Genomic DNA, 16,996 nt, shown 5'->3' with positions numbered 1-16,996 from the left:
TCCTACAATAAAAAAGCCGGCATATGCCGGCTTTTTTATAGTTTACTAATCTTTCAGGGCTCTTCTGAGAATTTTACCTACGTTTGTTTTAGGTAACTCATCCCTAAACTCAACGAGCTTAGGCACCTTGTAATTAGTTAAATTATCACGACAGTGATTTATTATATCTTTTTCAGTTAAAGATGGGTCTTTTTTCACAACAAAAACTTTAACTTGTTCACCACTTACCTCGTGCGGTATACCAATAGCAGCTACTTCAAGTACGCCATCGTGCATAGCAACAACTTCTTCAATTTCGTTAGGGAATACATTAAAGCCCGAAACTATAATCATGTCTTTTTTACGGTCAACTATGTAAAAGAAACCTTCATCATCGTATGTGGCAATATCGCCTGTTGCAAACCAACCATCTTGCAAGCACTCTGCTGTTGCATCAGGGCGGTTGTAATAACCTAGCATAACTTGCGGGCCTTTTACCCATAGCTCGCCAGGTTCACCTTTAGCGGCCTCTTCACCATTTTCAAGCATTAGCTTTATTTCGGTGTTTGGTGCAGGTAAACCAATAGAGCCGTTGTATGCTTCTAAATCGTATGGGCTTACAGTCACAAGCGGCGCACACTCAGTAAGGCCGTAACCTTCCATAAGTTTTGAGCTTGTCACTTTTTGCCATTTTTCAGCTACAGGGCGTTGTACCGCCATGCCGCCACCTAAAGACATTTTTAAATGACTAAAGTTTAGCTCGGCAAAGCCTGGTGTATTTAATAAGCCATTAAATAACGTATTCACACCCGTAATAGCTGTAAATTTATGTTGGCTTAGCTCTTTTACAAATGCAGGCATATCGCGCGGATTTGTAATCAGCACATTTAAGCCACCATATTTCATAAACGTTAAGCAGTTAGCTGTTAACGCAAATATGTGATAAAGCGGTAAAGCAGTTACAACAACTTCGGTACCGCGGTCTAATACTTTATCTAAACAACCCGATACCTGTTCAAGGTTACCAACCATATTGCCGTGGCTTAGCATAGCACCTTTAGATACGCCGGTTGTTCCGCCTGTGTATTGTAAAAAGGCTAAATCATTTAGGTGCATTTCAGGGCGAGTGTATTTTGTAGGGTCGCCTGCAAGTACATCAGAGAACTTAATTACATTAGGTAAGTTGTAGCTTGGTACCATTTTTTTAACGTACTTAACTACAAAGTTGACGATGTGCTTTTTAACACCGCCTACCATGTCGCCTACTTGTGTAACCACAATGTGCTTAACATCAGTTTTAGCAAGGGCTTTTTCAAGTGTATCGGCAAAGTTAGCAAGTATAAAAATAGCTGACGTGTCAGAATCTTTTAACTGGTGCTCAAGCTCACGTACTGTGTATAAAGGGTTAACATTAACCACAACACAACCAGCACGTAATATGCCTAATATAGCAATAGGTGTTTGTAATAAGTTAGGCATCATTACGGCGACTTTATCGCCTTTTTTGAGACCTAAATCATTTTGAATATACGAGGCTACGCGTTGTGTAGCTTTATCTATTTCGTTGTAAGATAAAGTTTTACCCATATTAGTAAATGCAGGTAAATCTTTGTAATCAGAAAAACTTTTTTCAAACACTTCGACTAACGAGTTGTAATGCTCAGGATCGATTGTTTCAGGCATACCTTCTGGGTAGCGCTTAAGCCAGATTTTTTCCACTCTTAGCCCCTGTTTATAATTATATTTTTATTAACCTTAATCTAAGTAAGGCACTTTAACAATTGAGCAAATACTCTAATGCAGGAATAATCCCACATTTGGCGCTAATTTACAATTAACATGCACCATTTTGCAGCATAAAGGCTTGAATATGCTCAAAACATAACCCGCTGCTTTGCATATGACAATGATGCCCGCCATCTACATTAATTACCTTCAAGTTGTTGTAATAGCTAATATACTTTGCCAAATTTTGTTTTACAAATGAATAACCTTGGTTACCTAAAATTAATTGGCTTGGTGCAATTAATTGTTTTATTGCACCAATACATTGCGCCTCATTAAACCTAAAACCTGAGTGATTTTTAAGCTTTGGGTCAGTTGTTAACTCATACCCTAGTTCAACTTGCTTGATATTACGACTCATCAATAAGCTGATCAGTTCGTTATTTAAATCACTTGTTTGTGATCGCGCTTCAATAATGGCTGATTTAGACTTATAAATACGCCCTTTTTTATTGTTACGGCGCTCCCTATTAAGCACTGCACCTTTAAGCTGCTCACATACTTCATCGCTTGGGGTTGTTACACACCCTATCCCTTCAATAAAAGAGACTGTTAAAACATACTCACTAAAACAACTAGCAAATAACCCTGCAACCATGGCCCCCATTGAGTGGCCAACCAAGTGTACTTTTTTAGCACCTAAGCTCTGTATAAGTTGGTACACATCGTCAATATAATCAACAAAATAATAATGCGCGTCATTGCTTCGCCAATCAGATAACCCATGGCCTGCAAAATCAATACAATACCAAGTATGCGCTGGATTAACTTTGTTTAGCATAGGCGTAAAACTGTTACTGTTGTCTAACCAGCCATGCAGCGCTATTACAACTTCATCACCACTGCCCTTTTTAAGGCCTTGTATATTTAAATTCTGTATTTTTATTTCAAATGGCTGCAAGTAATACCTCTTTTTAACGCGCGACATTATTTATAACATACTAGTTGTCAGACCTCTAATACGAAAATTTTTTATATTTTTTGTATTTATAAAGACCTTTTTATGTGTAAGGTTAATTTTAATTATAAAATAAACACTTAACTATCAATTATTTAAAGTTTAAAACTTAAAGCTAATAAATCCTTTTTGTATGTTTTAACCCTTACACATACGCTTATTGACAATTTATAGCATTATATTCATTACAATATAATTAACATAACATAAAGAAATGGTAGTATCGTTTTAGTGACAAGTTAGCAAATTTAATTGTAATTCAAGCTACTTTTTATGCGCTATTCATTTCTTTATCATGCTAACCGTATACAATTGAGGCGCTATTTAAAAAAGCATATTCATAAGGATGAAAATGAAAAACCAGTTTAGCTTATTAGCACTTTTATGTGCATCAACTAGTGCTTATGCAGATGATGCACCTAAAAATGTAATTTATATGATTGGTGATGGTATGGGGCCGGCTTACACAACCGCTTATCGTTACTTTAAGGATGACCCTACCACCAAACAAATTGAAACCACTGTTTTTGATACAATTTTAACAGGTATGGCACGTACCTACCCTGACGACCATACCTATGTAACCGACAGCGCAGCGGGGGCTACGGCATTAAGCAGTGGCCGTAAAAGTTATAATGGCGCAATAGCTGTAGATACCGATAAAAAACCGGTTAAAACCATGCTAGAAATTGCTAAAGAACGCGGTATGACAACAGCGTTAGTGGCTACATCGCAAATAAACCATGCTACGCCTGCAAGCTTTGCTACACATAACGAATCACGTCGTAACTACGATGAAATTGCTAATGAGTATATTGATAACAAAATTGCTGGCAAACTCCCTGTTGATTTAATGCTTGGCGGCGGCACACAATACTTTATTAGAGAAGACCGTAACCTAGTTGATGAATTTAAAGCGGCAGGTTATCAATATAGCGATGACATTAAAAACCTTGGTCAAATAACTCAAGTGCCTGCACTGGGCTTATACGCACCGGTTGGATTGCCGTTCGCGCTTGATGCAAACTCAAATCACTTAACGCAACTTACCGCTAAAGCATTTGATTTACTCGATGGCGAAAACAAAGAAGGTTTTTTTGTAATGATTGAAGGCAGCCAAATTGATTGGTGTGGCCACGCTAACGATGTGGCCTGTGCTATGGCAGAAATGGACGACTTTGCTCAATCAATAGAAAAAGCTAAAGCCTATGTTGATAATAACCCCGACACGCTTTTAGTTATTACGGCAGATCACTCAACGGGTGGTTTAACGCTTGGTGCCCATGGCCAATATAAGTGGGAAACGGATGTTATAAAAGGTGTAAAAGTGACGGCAGGTAAATTGACGCAACAATTACTAGCCGCGGATGATTTCGAACCAATTTGGACTGCCAACACGGGAATTGAATATACCCCAGCTAACAAAGTAAAACTTGAGCAAGCTAAAAAAATGGGTGACAAAGCCCTAAATTTAGCTGTTAAAAGCATTATTAGCGACGCAAGCTTTACGGGCTGGACAACAGGCGGACACACTGCTGTAGATGTACAAGTATTTGCATATGGTAAAGGAAGCGATCAGTTTATAGGTGCGCAAAATAATACTGATATAGCCGATAAGCTTATTAACTTTATTAAGCAGTAAATACCTTTAAAAACGAAACACATAATGTAAAAAGCCCGAACAATGTGTTGTTCGGGCTTTTTTAAGCGGCTCAATTTAATGGTGGCTAAGCGTAAATATCAACGCCAATTAAATCTTGCACTTCAGCTCGGCGTTCTAAGTTTGCAAATTCAGTATATGTTGAAATCGCTTTACTCACTGTTGGGCTTGGCTGATCGTATATAGTTTGGCTGTACTGCACACTCTTTGTGTTTTGTGTAAAGTACTGATTAGCGAGGTTTAAGCCTTCTTCGCTGGTTTTTACATAATCTGCGTTAGTTTTTTGGCTGGCGTTATCTTGAACTAAACCTTGCGGCTTAGGGGTGATTGCTTTAGCCGAGTTTACTCTACCAGGAATATCCCCAGTAAAAAAACCTGAACCAATTGGCAAAGTCATAGACAGCCCTCAAAATTTAACATATTAAAAATTATGATTTAAAAACAGCCAATTTGCAACATCCTTACTCACGACCAGGTAGCTTTTTCCATGTTACTGTATCGCGAACATATTTAGGCTGTGCTTCGCTTGCTTTAACAACATTACCGGTTAAAAAGGCATCATCAACGTGGTTAAGCATGAAACGTGCATCTGGTAAGGTAATTTCAGTGTTTATTTGTATATTGCTAAAGTTATTAAGTGCGTCTGGGTAGGTTTTAAAGCCTGTGCCTACTGCCACAGCCAGCTCATTATTTGCAGATATAAAATCAGCAGTTAACAGCTCAGGTTTAATTACACATTCTTGATTCACTAATTCCATTTTAGTGTTATTTAGCTGGTAATTAGCAAAGTAAATTTCGCCCATACGCGCATCTATAGCTGGATATACGCAAGTACTGCCATTTTCTTCAAAAGCTTGCTGCGCCATAATAGCTAACGTTGATACACCCACTAGCGGTAAATTTGCCGAATACGCTAAACCTTGTGCTATAGCTACACTAATACGCACACCCGTAAAGCTACCAGGGCCTTGGCCAAAACCAATAACATCTAAATCTTTAAGCTTACACTGCGCCTTAGATAGCAATTCATCAACTAAAGGAAGAATTTTTTGGCTGTGCTGTTGTGGGCATTCTTCAAAATGATGAAACGTTTGGCCCTTAAAATGCAAAACAATAGAGAGCGCTTCTGTTGAGGCGTCTAGGGCAAGAATATTACTTTTAATCATTTTAGTACTCTAATTAATTTGTTTTAAAAATGTATTGGCATCTTCTAAGCTTCGCGTGCGTCGCATTGGCGGTAAGCTTTTCAAAAATACTTGGCCATATTGGCGTGTTACTAAACGGTTATCGCAAATAACAAGTACGCCTTTGTCTTTGTTGTCGCGTATTAAACGCCCAACACCTTGCTTGAGCGCAATGACAGCCTGTGGCAACTGAATATGCGCAAACGGGTCTTTACCTTGCATTTGGCAGTCTTGCATTTTAGCTTGCAGTAATGGGTCATCGGGTGCTGCAAAAGGCAGTTTGTCTATAATAACACAGCTTAAAGTACTACCGCGTACATCAACGCCTTCCCAAAAAGAGGCTGTACCAAGTAAAACAGCATTACCGTGGCGGGTAAATTTTTCAAGGATAATGCGTTTTGACATTTGGCCTTGCATATACACAGGGTAATCCATTTGAGTTGTTAGACCCTCAGCAACTAAATGCATCATTCTATAACTGGTAAACAATACAAAACAACGCCCTTTAGCTGACTTTATAAGTTCAAGCGTTAATTTAATAATAGCGTGAGGCATATTATCGGCGTGAGACTCGGGTAAGTACCGAGGCAAACATAGCAAAGCTTGATTAGGATAATCAAACGGGCTGTCTACCATCATGCTTTGTTTAGGCGTAAGGCCTAGGCTTGCGTTAAAGTGCTCAAGCTTATTATCAACAGAAAGTGTTGCTGAGGTAAACACAAAGCCTGCTCCGGTGTCTTTCATCATTTGTGCAAACTTAGCAGATACGTTAAGCGGTGTTATGTTTACGGTTAAATAGCGCCGTGTGGTTTCGTACCAGTAACTAAACCCAGTTTGTGCTGTATCAAATACACGTTCTAATTGACCTTTAAACGCTAATGTACGTTCAAATGGGTGCTCTATTTTATCACTGCGTTCAAGGCATAGTTTTAAAACTTGATATACAAAATCTAAATCGCTTATTACTCTGTGCAGGGCTGCACAAATTAGTTTATCGCCGAGTTTTTCGCGCCAATCACCTCGGCTACCATCAACACCAAACTGTAAACGTAAGTCGGCTACACTGGTTTCAAGTTTGTTTAAACTTTTACCTAACTGCAGCATGTCAGGAATTTCAGCACGATAAATAGCACGTAAGTCGTTTATTAAATCCACCAGCTTTTTGGTGCTTATACTTTCACCAAAGTAGTCACTCGCAATTTCACTCAGTTGGTGCGCTTCGTCAAAAATATAAGCGTCGGCTGTAGGCATAAGTTCGGCAAAGCCTGAATCTTTCACTGCCATATCGGCAAAAAATAAATGATGGTTTATAACCACTACGTCGGCTTCGGCTGCATTTAACCGCGCTTTACGTATATAACAACTTTGAAAGTCGGGGCACTCTTTGCCTAAACAGTTATCAGCAGTCGAGTTTACATAAGGCAGTACTTTAGCGTCTTCTTCAATACCAATACAATCGGCTAAGTCGCCCGACTGAGTTTCACTGGCAAATTTTGCCACCATGGCAAGCTGATGCATTACATCGGGGTCATCTGTCGGCACGTGGGCCACATGTTGGCTTAACCTGTAGGTGCAAAGGTAATTAGCACGGCCTTTTAATAAAGCGGTTTTTTTTGAAGCGCTTAGCGCTTTTACAAGCTGAGGTAAATCTCGGTGGTACAATTGCTCTTGCAGCGCTTTTGACCCTGTAGAAATAATTGTTTTACCTTTTGATTTAAGTGCAGGCGCCAAATAAGCAAACGTTTTACCTGTACCTGTACCGGCTTCTACCACCAACTGCGTGCTATTTTTTAATGCATCGTTAACGGCTACAGCCATGTCAATTTGAGGTTGGCGCGGAGTATAGCCATCTAAAGATAACGCCAATGGCCCGGTTGCACTAAACAGCTGTTTGATAATACCAATCACTTTACAAAAAATAATAGCGGGATTTTACGTAAGCATGGCTATAAGGGCAAGCCCATTAAAATTACAATTTATAAGAAAAGGGGCGCTTGCCCCTGTAACACATTATTGTGCGTTAATAGTTAAGGTAATATCACTTGCGTCACTATAGCCTTTTATATCTATATACCAACTTCCTTGCTGAGGAGAGGAAAAGGTACAAGTTTCAGTATTACCATTTTTATATGGTCTACACAGGTATTGAGCCTGCGTTGAAGCAGAACCAACATTTACGTATAAATCAGCATCGCCACTGCCACCTGAAATACTAATATCTAATAATGAATACGGTGAACTTATGTTTTGGCTAAAGCGCTGCCACATACCTGCACTCACATTAATGTCAGAAACTATACGATTTATTGGTTCAACATTGTTACCGCTATCAAAACTTGCAGTTAACGACACATTTTCTATGGTATTCCAAGCCTCTACCATTACGTAGTAAATACCTTCACGACTTAGTTCTATGTCACAGCGCTCATTACTGGTTGAAGAGGTGCTTTTACAGTCGAATTCGTTAAGTGTGGGCGCTTGATTAAAGCGCACATATAAATCTGCATCACCACTTCCATCGGCTGTAACAAAGTTAAGATTTTGCGCATTGCTCGTAACGTCAATCGTGTATATAAGTTGTGCTTTTGCAGCAGCGCTAATCCCATTGAGCGTTTCGCCATTTTGTAATTGGTTATTAGCTGGAGGCAGTATATCCCCTGCATTTTTTGCCATTTCAGCTAAGTAGCTTACTGCAAGCTTAGCGAACTTACTCGCGTGCTGCGCGTCAAATTGGTTGTCGTTTTGTGTATGAATAAGTGGATTTATCTCATTCATTTTCGACTCAAATGGCATTGAGGCAGCAAAGCCTTGTTGATACCAAGATGCATGATCAGAGCACCCATAGCCACATTGATCAAAACCATAATTAATTTGTGGCATGTAGGTATCTAACAATTGCGATAAAAACTGGTTTTGTGCGTTGGTCGTATAGTCTGTCATCATAACAATATCTTCAATGCTGCCATTATTCCCCGTCATATCAAATTGCACCATTCCAACTACATTTTTTCCTTGTTCCTTATAACTACTTGCAATGTCAGAAGAACCTCTAAGTCCAACCTCTTCGGCTGCAAATGCCATAATTTGAATAGTTCGCTGTGGTTTGTAACCGCTTTGAACAACTGCTCGTAATGCCTCAGTTAATACAGCAATCCCCGAGGCATTGTCATCAGCACCCGGTGAGCGCCCCGCGGCCGGATTACTTTGATTAATTGAATCTAGATGGCCGCCAATAATTACTATTTCGCTAGATTTATCGCTGCCTTCAATGGTCGCTATAATTGAAGACTGAGCCCAATTATGCGAGTAAGTATCAATACTTATATCGCTTCGGTTTTGTACTATTTGTTGCCAAAAACTTTTAAGCCAATTAGCTGCATCAACACCTGTTTGCGACGTGTAATAACGATTATTAAAATTGGTTAAAGAATTTACTGTGCTATCGAGGCTTACGGTACTAATTGATGAAATGAGTGATTGCACGGTTTCTTGATTATTGATTGAATAGCTTAATGCGAGTGTATTTTGAAGCGTATGTGCCGCGGCTAATTGCTTAGTATACTTATTTGCCTCCTGCCATGAATCATGCGCTACAAAACCGCCACACCGATTGTAATTATCATGCATAAACTCACTTAAATTATTTGCATGCTTTGCCGGTATACTCACTAAATCAATCTGAGGTAATGAGCTGCTAGCCCTGTGTAAAAATGGCAACGAGTGTATTAAGCTGTGTTGCTTATGTTCATAATGTGTGGCTTCACTAGAATCAATACTCACCCATATAGCATCTTCATTTTGCGCTACTAAGCTAGTACTACAAAGCATGGCAAATGTGCTTAACATTGTAATAGTAAACATCTTCATTAGTATTCCTTATAAAATTGTAAACAAACCTGCTAAAAAAAAGAGGCTGAGCCCCTTTTTTAAAATTAATTAGCAGTCACATTCAGAGTTACACCACTTGCGTTGGTGTACCCTCTCAAATCAATGTACCAAGTACCTGATTGAGGGTTATCAAATGTGCATGTTTCGCTATTTCCATTTTTATAAGGTCTGCATAAGTAGCTAGATGTACTCGACGCCGAACCATAATTAACATACAAGTCAGCATCGCCACTGCCACCAGAAATACTAATATTTAAAGTGCTGTAGCCTGCATTTAAATCTTGTGTAAACCTCGTCCAATTATTAGAAGCAACGCTAATATTAGATTCGGTTCTATTTATAGGGTTCTCTGTATCGGAGCCACCATTGAAACTACCTGTTAATGATATGCCTGAAATAGCATTCCACGCCTCTACCATTACGTAGTATGTTCCTGTTTGTACATTTGAAATGCTACAATTTTCAGTACTTGAAGAGGTTGTGCTTTTACAATCATACGTATTTAAAGTAGGTTTACTTGCGTATTGCACATAAAGGTCAGCATCACCTGAGCCACCCGTTGTATTAAACTGTAAATCGGTAGCGCCTGCTGGCACTTCTAATGTAAAGAATAACTGTTGTTTGGCAGCGCCACTGATCCCTGTTCGTGTAACACCATTGGTTAAGGTTTCATCTGATGGTGGAGGAGTTGTTGAACAATCACTACCTGCACTTAAAGTAGAGCTTACACCTACAGCCGCAAGTGCAGCTTGTACATCAGCGGGCTCATAATTTAAGTCACACGCGGCATCCATTACACCATTGCCGGCTAAATCCCAGTTAGTGCTAGCACTCCAATAAAGTTGGTTCGCACGCGCCATAACAACAAACGCTTTTTGTGTATCCCAACCAGGTGAAGTAGCTAAATTATAAAATGCTTTGTTAAATACTCCCGAGCTATAATGTACATCCATTCCTGACGAAAAGCTGCTTTGATTATCAATAGAGCGGCCATCTTGCGTTGGGTTATTCATATAACGAAGCGCGCCATTACCTTTAAATATGTCTTTACCGACTAACCAGTCATTAGTGCCTTTCATGTAAAATTCAGCAGCTTCACCAGCCATATCCGAAAAAGCTTCATTTAACCCACCCGACTTACCGCTATAAACTAAACCAGAGTTTTGCTCTGTAAAACCATGGCTAACTTCATGTGCCGAAACATCAAGGCTAACAAGTGGGTAAAACGTATTTTGGCCATCGCCAAAGGTCATTGCACTTCCATCCCAAAATGCATTTTCATAATTGCTAGAATAATGAACGCGCATCTTTAACTGAAAACTTAGCGGGGGCGAACCAATCCAATCGTTATACATATTAAAAATTACATTACCAAAATAATGCGCATCATTGAGTGGAGAGTACGCGCCATTTATTTCTTTAAATGTGTTTTCAGGACAAGTAAAAGAATATGCAGACGTACCACTTGTGCCACCGTTGAGGTTTATGGTGCGCACATTTGAGTTGTTCATCGTACAATTATTGCCTGATTGGCTAACATCTAAACTATCAAAGTCAGTTCCATATATATATTTACCTGTTTTTAAATTACCACCTGGCCCTGTAGCGTCTGCGTGCTGAAGATTATCAAAACTAAATAATACTTCACCAGAATTTGCATCTATTATTTGATAAGGCCTTGAGGGCGATTTACCATAAGTGACATACGACACTTCGTAAACTAAATGTGCCTTACTTTGCTGGTCAACCCAAATGGCTAATCTCGATTTTTCATTGTGTTTTTTTAAGCCAATAGTCTTTGCAGCAACACCCACATTTTGGCTTTGAAGCATCGCCTGTTTTGCTGATAATTTAGCGCTTACATCATTTATATCGCCTTCAATATCATATACTGCAGCGCCATGTGCTTTTTTAAGCATGCCGTTTTTAAATGTTAGGCTTAGTGTATCTCCTATCACAGGTAAGCCTTGGTATGTCTGTTGATAACGGCGGGTCACTTCCCCGTTGTTGCTCGTAAACTCTTTTAATACAACTAATTCGTTCCTTACACTTAACCCAATCAAATCTTTAGGACTGGTAGATAATATTGATGCTGAGTTTGATTGCACCAATGTATTTATTGCCGTTTGTTGATTTAGGTATTTCTTATTCGCAGCTACTGCATCTGTTGCTTGAACCAAAGTTAAAGCAGCAAAAGTTGCTAATGTGATTTTAGATAAATTCACGTTTACGCTCCGTAAAGTATTTAGTTTGTAGTGGATTTGTATTAACCGGAACTATCTGTACCCGATTAAGGATCAAGCTTATGTTACAAATTTGAGTTATGAAAATTAAACATTTAATTTACAATTAAAGTATTAGAAACCTATATAAAATTAACAATAACAAACACTTAAAATTCAACCGAAAAACCTTAAACTAAAAAAGCAAATTAAATGTAAATATATATTTACAGGTGTTTTAATTTCTAGAATGTGAGTGACGAGTAAAAGGATTAGATTTACAGCATATAAAAATCATATTAATTGCTAAAGCAACCCATTGTTAATGTCTTACTTACAACCTTCAACAATCGCAATTTTGCATTAACTTTATGTCTCTTTTAGACAAATAAAACTTGTAAATCACGCCATAAAGCCTGTGACAGCACGAGATCACAGGAGTACTATACAGGCCGTTTTATTCCGTCTTTTTCGTTCTTTAAAATAAATTTAAGGTTAGCCAATGAATGCTTGGTATCTCATTTGTTTTCTCTCTGCTATTGCAATTTTTATTGCATTTGCAAACCAGTATGTCCTCAAAATGCAAACAACTATCGCCATTACAACAGGCTCAGTTGTTATATCCTTGTTATTGATTATTTCGGTTAAATTATTAGGCGATAAAACGGCACTAGAAATCACCCAAGTTGTCGCAAGTATCAATTTTAATGAGTTACTTTTAAAAGGTATGTTGGGCTTTTTACTGTTTGCAGGCGCGCTGGAAATAAACCTACTTGCACTGCGCAAACAGCGATGGGAAATAACCGCACTGGTGTTGTTTTCGACTGTGGTGTCTACTTTTTTGGTCGGCTATTTAAGTTTTTATATTTTTTCCGCGCTCGGCTGGCCTGTACCTTTTATTTATTGTTTACTTTTTGGTGCATTAATAAGCCCTACCGATCCTATTGCTGTGCTCGCTATTATTAAACAATTACGCGCCCCTGAAGGTATTTCAGTTCAAGTCGAAGGTGAGTCTCTATTTAACGATGGTATTGGTTTAGTTATTTTTACAACACTTTTTTCTGTCGCGTTTTTTGGAACAGATGCAAACCCAAGTGATATAGCAGAGCTCTTTTTTGTTGATGCTATTGGCGGCATTGTGTTTGGTTTAGTTATGGCGTTAGTGGGTCACTTTTTAATTATTAACTGTAAAGATGTAAATATTCGTTTATTAATTACTTTAACAATTCCTACAGCGGGCTTTGCCGCTGCAAATATTTGGGAAATATCAGGCGCATTGGCCATGGTTACCAGCGGAATTATTTTGGGTAATATTACTCGCGCAAAAGCCACTGAACGTACAGGCCCCGAAAACACACGCTATATTAAAGACTTTTGGCACGCCACCGACAGCTTTTTAAATGCGTTATTGTTTTTAATCATAGGTATGCTGATTGTTACTATGCCAGTAACCCTAGCTGAAATTGGCTTAGGGCTGGTGATGATCCCTGCTATTTTGTTAGCACGCTTCATTAGTGTTGGCGCGCCTTTTGTCATATTTAAACGCTTTAGACATTACGATAAACACAGTGTTAAAATTTTAACCTGGGGTGGTTTACGTGGTGGTTTAGCGCTTGCTATGGCTGCGGCAATTCCGCGCGATGAAGTGTTTATATCAGGCAGTGACTTACATGATTTAATTGTTATTGTGACTTATGTTGTGGTTATATTTTCAATAATAGTTCAAGGGTTAACTATTTCTCCTCTTATACAAAGCAGTATTAAATCTGCTGAGCAAGCCCAATAAGTTTTATTGATGTTACCCGCAGTAATGTCACTGCGGGTTAACTGAATTTTGCTAATTATTATTTACTTCCATTACACCAAACTCTTTTGAAATAGAACAACGCCAACCTAGGTTTATCTAAAAAATTAACCACAGAGTAATGCTATTAATGTAAAGATATTTTTATTAAATCTCGGCAAAGTCGAGCTCTAAATGTGGGTAATAAAGCTGACAATTTTTATTAATGAATGCTGTTGGCATAACAGCATATTGACCGTGATCTTTTAAGTATTCCATATGCTTTTTACCATCAGTGGTAAATTGATGAAATAAAGAGTGATTAACCCCATCAAACTCTAACGGCTTTATGTTAACTAAGTCGCATAACTCCTTATTAAAGGCCGGGGTTGATTTAACCCATTTCCCTTCAATAAACTGCTCTACGTAAGCATGCATAGTAAACACTTCATTTTTTAGTAATTCATCTAATTTAGGGGTGCTTAAATGGTTACGAACATCAGCTAAGCCTAACCGTGCGGGAATATTACATGCTCGGCTTAATGTTATTTGTAGCGATGCCTTAGGAATACAATAGGCTGCTTTATTATCTAAGCAATAATCACTACTGAGTGACTTGGCTCCATCTAAAAGAGTAAAGGGATCATACTTAATCTGGTCTCTTACAAGGTAATAAATTGAAATTGCCTTAGTACGATCGTTATCTCCTTTTACCTTTTGTAACCAGCTATTTATTTCCTGATGATTTTGATTAAAAAAAGCATCATTTTGTAAGTACTGTTGCAAACCTGCCCCCTCAACAAATATGTTTATTATAATCCCACGTAGTTTAGCTATAATTTAAAATAGTAAAAAACACTTAAAAACAATAACTTTTAAATACATGAGTCTTTAAAGTATGTTCCAATGTTACTTTTACAAACATCAAAATAATATGTCTGCACAGGTACTTTTAACAGTCCGATTGGGCCAAGTGAAATTATGAAAAATATAGCAATTATTGCCTATGAAGACTGCTGGGCTGTGAGCGTGTTTTTAGCAAAAGACTTTTTTACTATTGTTTCCTTGCTCGACTCGCATTACTCATTACCCCAAAGTTATGAAGTAGAAATAATAACGGCCGACGGTAGTGCAATAACGAGTTCAAGTAATTCACTTGTTATTGCCGATAATTCGCTTTCTGACAAAGCGTATGATTTAGTTATTATTCCGCCAATAGAGGGCTCAAAATTAAAAAATATGCCACTTGGCACTGACTTAATTATTGATTGGCTAAAACCAAAAATACACAGTAGCTCGTCTATTCTTAGTTTAAGTACAGGCTCTTACTTTTTAGCAGCAACAGGTCAATTGAACAAAATGGTGATTGCGACTCACTGGAGCTTGGTTAAGCCTCTCAGTAAGTTATTTCCTGATTGCCAATTTATTAGTCATAAATCGTATTTAAGAACCGGAAACATCTATACAACAGGCTCTTTTGAGGCGGGTATTAGCGTGCTTTTAGGGATTGTTGCTAAAGATAAAGGCGACCGTTTTTCTCAGCAGTGTGCAACCCATTTACTTATTTCTGATTCTAATAAATTAAATCTTATTTTGCCTCAATTTAATAATCATAGAGATGAGAAAATTAACGAGATACAAGATTGGATTAATAACCATTCAAGCGGTTTAATCACAATACATGAGTTAGCAAAACAATTTAATTTTAGTGAACGCAATTTAAAAAGACGATTTTCGCAAGCAACAGGAATATCAATTAATAAATATGTACAAGAAGTCCGAATAGATAAAGCCAAGAAGCAATTATTAGCAACAGATAAAACCGTGAACGAAATATCGGTGGATGTGGGCTATGAAAACAGTAGTTTTTTTTCTCGTTTATTTAAAAAAAGCACAGGACTAACGCCTGCTAAGTGGCGTAAGAATGATTAAGTATTATTGCAAATTAATATTAAGCCCACGTATCTAAATGCTTGTTACCTTCATCATCCACGGTAATGGCTTTTTCGTTAGCGGTGTTTGCGCTTTTGTTACTTTGAGCTGCTTCTAATCGTTTTTTATTTAGCGTTTGCTTTTTTTCATTTTCCAGCTTAATTTTTTGTGATTGCGGCGTATTTTGCACACCTGCAATGTGAAAAGCGCCTTTTGGCTCAAGTTCGAGTCGTGATATTTTCCCTAAAAAAGGGATCATTATATCCATACAATCCTCCTTAACGTTAATTTTCTAAATTAGATAAAACGACCAACAAAGCCTGTTTTGCCTACATTTTAAACATTAAAACAGCAAAAATTGAGGTTTTGCTTTCAATATTATCGACCGTTATAAGATATGCTTTAATTAGGTAAAAAAAAACTTGCCTTAGCAAGGCGGTTTATGTTTTTATGAATGCGAAATTTATTGAAACAGATTAAAGCTTAACGCTCACTAAATAGCGCTAAGCAAAATAGGATTATTAAAATGCGCTTAAACCTGACAACAGTACATCATCACCACCATTCACCGGAATAACCTGTCAGGTCTTTCGCTGAGAGGTTATTCCTAAAAGGAACCTCTGGCGATTCAAAACACATTGATTCATTTTCGCCCTGAGGTTCCCCTCGGGGTTTTTAGTTTTTAAATTAAAGGAAAATGAATAATGAGTAACACAAATCGTCTACGTATCGCCATCCAAAAAGGCGGTCGCCTGTCTAAAGATTGTCAAGATTTACTAAAGCAACTAGGTGTTAAATTAAACCTACGTGAGCAACGCTTAATTGCACACTCAACTAATATGCCAATTGACGTACTACGTGTGCGCGATGACGATATTCCGGGCTTAGTAATGGACGGTGTATGTGATTTAGGTATTGTTGGCGAAAACGTACTAGTAGAAGTTCAAGCAGAACGTGAACGCCAAGGTGTACCAAGCGAAGTTAGCAAACTAGCTAAACTAGATTTTGGTTACTGTCGCCTTGCACTTGCATGGCCACAAGAGCTTGGCCCTCGTGATAAGAGTTGGTTTGAAGGTAAGCGAATTGCTACAACCTACCCAGAAATTTTAACGCAGTGGTTAAAGCGTGAAGGCATTAACGCAAGTACTGTAATGCTTACAGGGTCAGTAGAAGTTGCCCCACGTGCAGGTCTTTCTGATGCAATTTGTGATTTAGTTTCAACCGGTGCAACCCTTGAAGCGAACGGCTTAATTCAAGGTGATACAATTTTAGAATCAAACGCGTGTTTAATTCAAAATAAAGACCTTCAAGATGAAGACAAACTAGCGCTAATCAATAAGCTTATGCCGCGCCTTCGTGGTGTTAAACAAGCAAAAGAAAGCAAATACATTATGCTACACGCGCCAAAAACTAAACTTGATGAAATTTGCGAAATTTTACCAGGCTCAGGCCAACCTACTCTACTCGCACTTGCTGGTAATGAAGAGTACGTAGCGCTTCACATGGTAAGCAGCGAAACATTATTTTGGGAAACAATGGAGCAGCTTAAAGCCCTAGGCGCTAACTCTATTTTAGTAATGCCAATTGAAAAAATGATGGAGTAAG

13 protein-coding genes are annotated in these 16,996 nt (G+C 38.2%); 4 read left to right on the top strand and 9 right to left on the bottom strand.

The annotated features are described in order from the left end of the window. Positions 1–45: 45 nt before the first annotated feature. On the bottom strand, positions 46–1,698 hold the full coding sequence (fadD, locus tag PESP_RS20040; RefSeq protein ID WP_089349763.1) for a long-chain-fatty-acid--CoA ligase FadD: 1,653 nt from the start codon (positions 1,696–1,698) through the stop codon (positions 46–48). A gap of 115 nt (positions 1,699–1,813) precedes the next feature. Further along, positions 1,814–2,665, bottom strand: coding sequence for an alpha/beta hydrolase (locus PESP_RS20035; RefSeq protein ID WP_089349850.1), 852 nt, complete (start codon positions 2,663–2,665; stop codon positions 1,814–1,816). A gap of 409 nt (positions 2,666–3,074) precedes the next feature. On the opposite strand from PESP_RS20035, the gene PESP_RS20030 reads away from it, so the two are divergent. Next, positions 3,075–4,364 (top strand): alkaline phosphatase, encoded by a 1,290-nt coding sequence (locus PESP_RS20030; protein ID WP_089349762.1) that lies wholly within the window; start codon positions 3,075–3,077, stop codon positions 4,362–4,364. A gap of 85 nt (positions 4,365–4,449) precedes the next feature. On the opposite strand, the gene PESP_RS20025 is transcribed toward PESP_RS20030, so the two are convergent. The 5 genes from PESP_RS20025 to PESP_RS20005 all read right to left on the bottom strand — a co-directional run bounded on the left by PESP_RS20025 (position 4,450) and on the right by PESP_RS20005 (position 11,679). After that, entirely contained in the window at positions 4,450–4,779 is a 330-nt protein-coding gene (locus PESP_RS20025) for a hypothetical protein (protein WP_089349761.1), read from the bottom strand. A 64-nt stretch (positions 4,780–4,843) separates the two neighbouring features. Next, the gene (gene tsaB, locus PESP_RS20020; protein ID WP_089349760.1) at positions 4,844–5,548 is read right to left on the bottom strand and encodes a tRNA (adenosine(37)-N6)-threonylcarbamoyltransferase complex dimerization subunit type 1 TsaB; all 705 of its coding nucleotides are present in this window, start codon (positions 5,546–5,548) and stop codon (positions 4,844–4,846) included. Between the two features lie 9 nt (positions 5,549–5,557). After that, on the bottom strand, positions 5,558–7,474 hold the full coding sequence (gene yoaA / locus PESP_RS20015; RefSeq protein WP_089349759.1) for a DNA repair helicase YoaA: 1,917 nt from the start codon (positions 7,472–7,474) through the stop codon (positions 5,558–5,560). A 102-nt stretch (positions 7,475–7,576) separates the two neighbouring features. Beyond that, positions 7,577–9,433 carry a M28 family metallopeptidase gene (locus PESP_RS20010; RefSeq protein ID WP_089349758.1) on the bottom strand — a complete coding sequence of 619 codons (1,857 nt, stop codon included), beginning with the start codon at positions 9,431–9,433 and terminating at the stop codon, positions 7,577–7,579. Between the two features lie 65 nt (positions 9,434–9,498). Further along, entirely contained in the window at positions 9,499–11,679 is a 2,181-nt protein-coding gene (locus PESP_RS20005) for a M4 family metallopeptidase (RefSeq protein WP_089349757.1), read from the bottom strand. Positions 11,680–12,178: 499 nt separating this feature from the next. Between PESP_RS20005 and PESP_RS20000 the strand changes: the two genes are divergently transcribed. Then, complete coding sequence (locus PESP_RS20000; RefSeq protein ID WP_089349756.1) at positions 12,179–13,462, top strand: cation:proton antiporter; 1,284 nt, start codon at positions 12,179–12,181, stop codon at positions 13,460–13,462. Between the two features lie 165 nt (positions 13,463–13,627). On the opposite strand, the gene PESP_RS19995 is transcribed toward PESP_RS20000, so the two are convergent. Then, positions 13,628–14,245: a transglutaminase-like domain-containing protein gene (locus PESP_RS19995; protein WP_089349755.1), complete on the bottom strand. Its 618-nt coding sequence runs from the start codon at positions 14,243–14,245 to the stop codon at positions 13,628–13,630. Positions 14,246–14,440: 195 nt separating this feature from the next. Between PESP_RS19995 and PESP_RS19990 the strand changes: the two genes are divergently transcribed. After that, positions 14,441–15,391 (top strand): GlxA family transcriptional regulator, encoded by a 951-nt coding sequence (locus PESP_RS19990; RefSeq protein WP_089349754.1) that lies wholly within the window; start codon positions 14,441–14,443, stop codon positions 15,389–15,391. A 19-nt stretch (positions 15,392–15,410) separates the two neighbouring features. Here PESP_RS19990 and PESP_RS19985 read toward each other — a convergent pair whose 3' ends face one another. Then, positions 15,411–15,659 (bottom strand): hypothetical protein, encoded by a 249-nt coding sequence (locus PESP_RS19985; RefSeq protein ID WP_089349753.1) that lies wholly within the window; start codon positions 15,657–15,659, stop codon positions 15,411–15,413. A gap of 436 nt (positions 15,660–16,095) precedes the next feature. On the opposite strand from PESP_RS19985, the gene hisG reads away from it, so the two are divergent. Further along, positions 16,096–16,995: an ATP phosphoribosyltransferase gene (hisG, locus tag PESP_RS19980; RefSeq protein WP_004586378.1), complete on the top strand. Its 900-nt coding sequence runs from the start codon at positions 16,096–16,098 to the stop codon at positions 16,993–16,995. Position 16,996: the final 1 nt, after the last annotated feature.

It is taken from the genome of Pseudoalteromonas espejiana DSM 9414, from assembly GCF_002221525.1.
Classification (GTDB): Bacteria; Pseudomonadota; Gammaproteobacteria; order Enterobacterales; family Alteromonadaceae; genus Pseudoalteromonas; species Pseudoalteromonas espejiana.
Note: the sequence above shows the minus strand (reverse complement) of the source record. Positions and strands in the feature narration are given on the sequence as shown.

What these genes read in the sequence shown, in the direction of transcription:
- PESP_RS20030 (WP_089349762.1), top strand. Translation starts at nt 3,075, where the DNA reads ATGAAAAACCAGTTTAGCTTATTAGCACTTTTATGTGCATCAACTAGT.
- PESP_RS20025 (WP_089349761.1), bottom strand. Translation starts at nt 4,779, where the DNA reads ATGACTTTGCCAATTGGTTCAGGTTTTTTTACTGGGGATATTCCTGGT.
- tsaB (WP_089349760.1), bottom strand. Translation starts at nt 5,548, where the DNA reads ATGATTAAAAGTAATATTCTTGCCCTAGACGCCTCAACAGAAGCGCTC.
- PESP_RS20010 (WP_089349758.1), bottom strand. Translation starts at nt 9,433, where the DNA reads ATGAAGATGTTTACTATTACAATGTTAAGCACATTTGCCATGCTTTGT.
- PESP_RS20000 (WP_089349756.1), top strand. Translation starts at nt 12,179, where the DNA reads ATGAATGCTTGGTATCTCATTTGTTTTCTCTCTGCTATTGCAATTTTT.
- PESP_RS19990 (WP_089349754.1), top strand. Translation starts at nt 14,441, where the DNA reads ATGAAAAATATAGCAATTATTGCCTATGAAGACTGCTGGGCTGTGAGC.
- PESP_RS19985 (WP_089349753.1), bottom strand. Translation starts at nt 15,659, where the DNA reads ATGGATATAATGATCCCTTTTTTAGGGAAAATATCACGACTCGAACTT.
- hisG (WP_004586378.1), top strand. Translation starts at nt 16,096, where the DNA reads ATGAGTAACACAAATCGTCTACGTATCGCCATCCAAAAAGGCGGTCGC.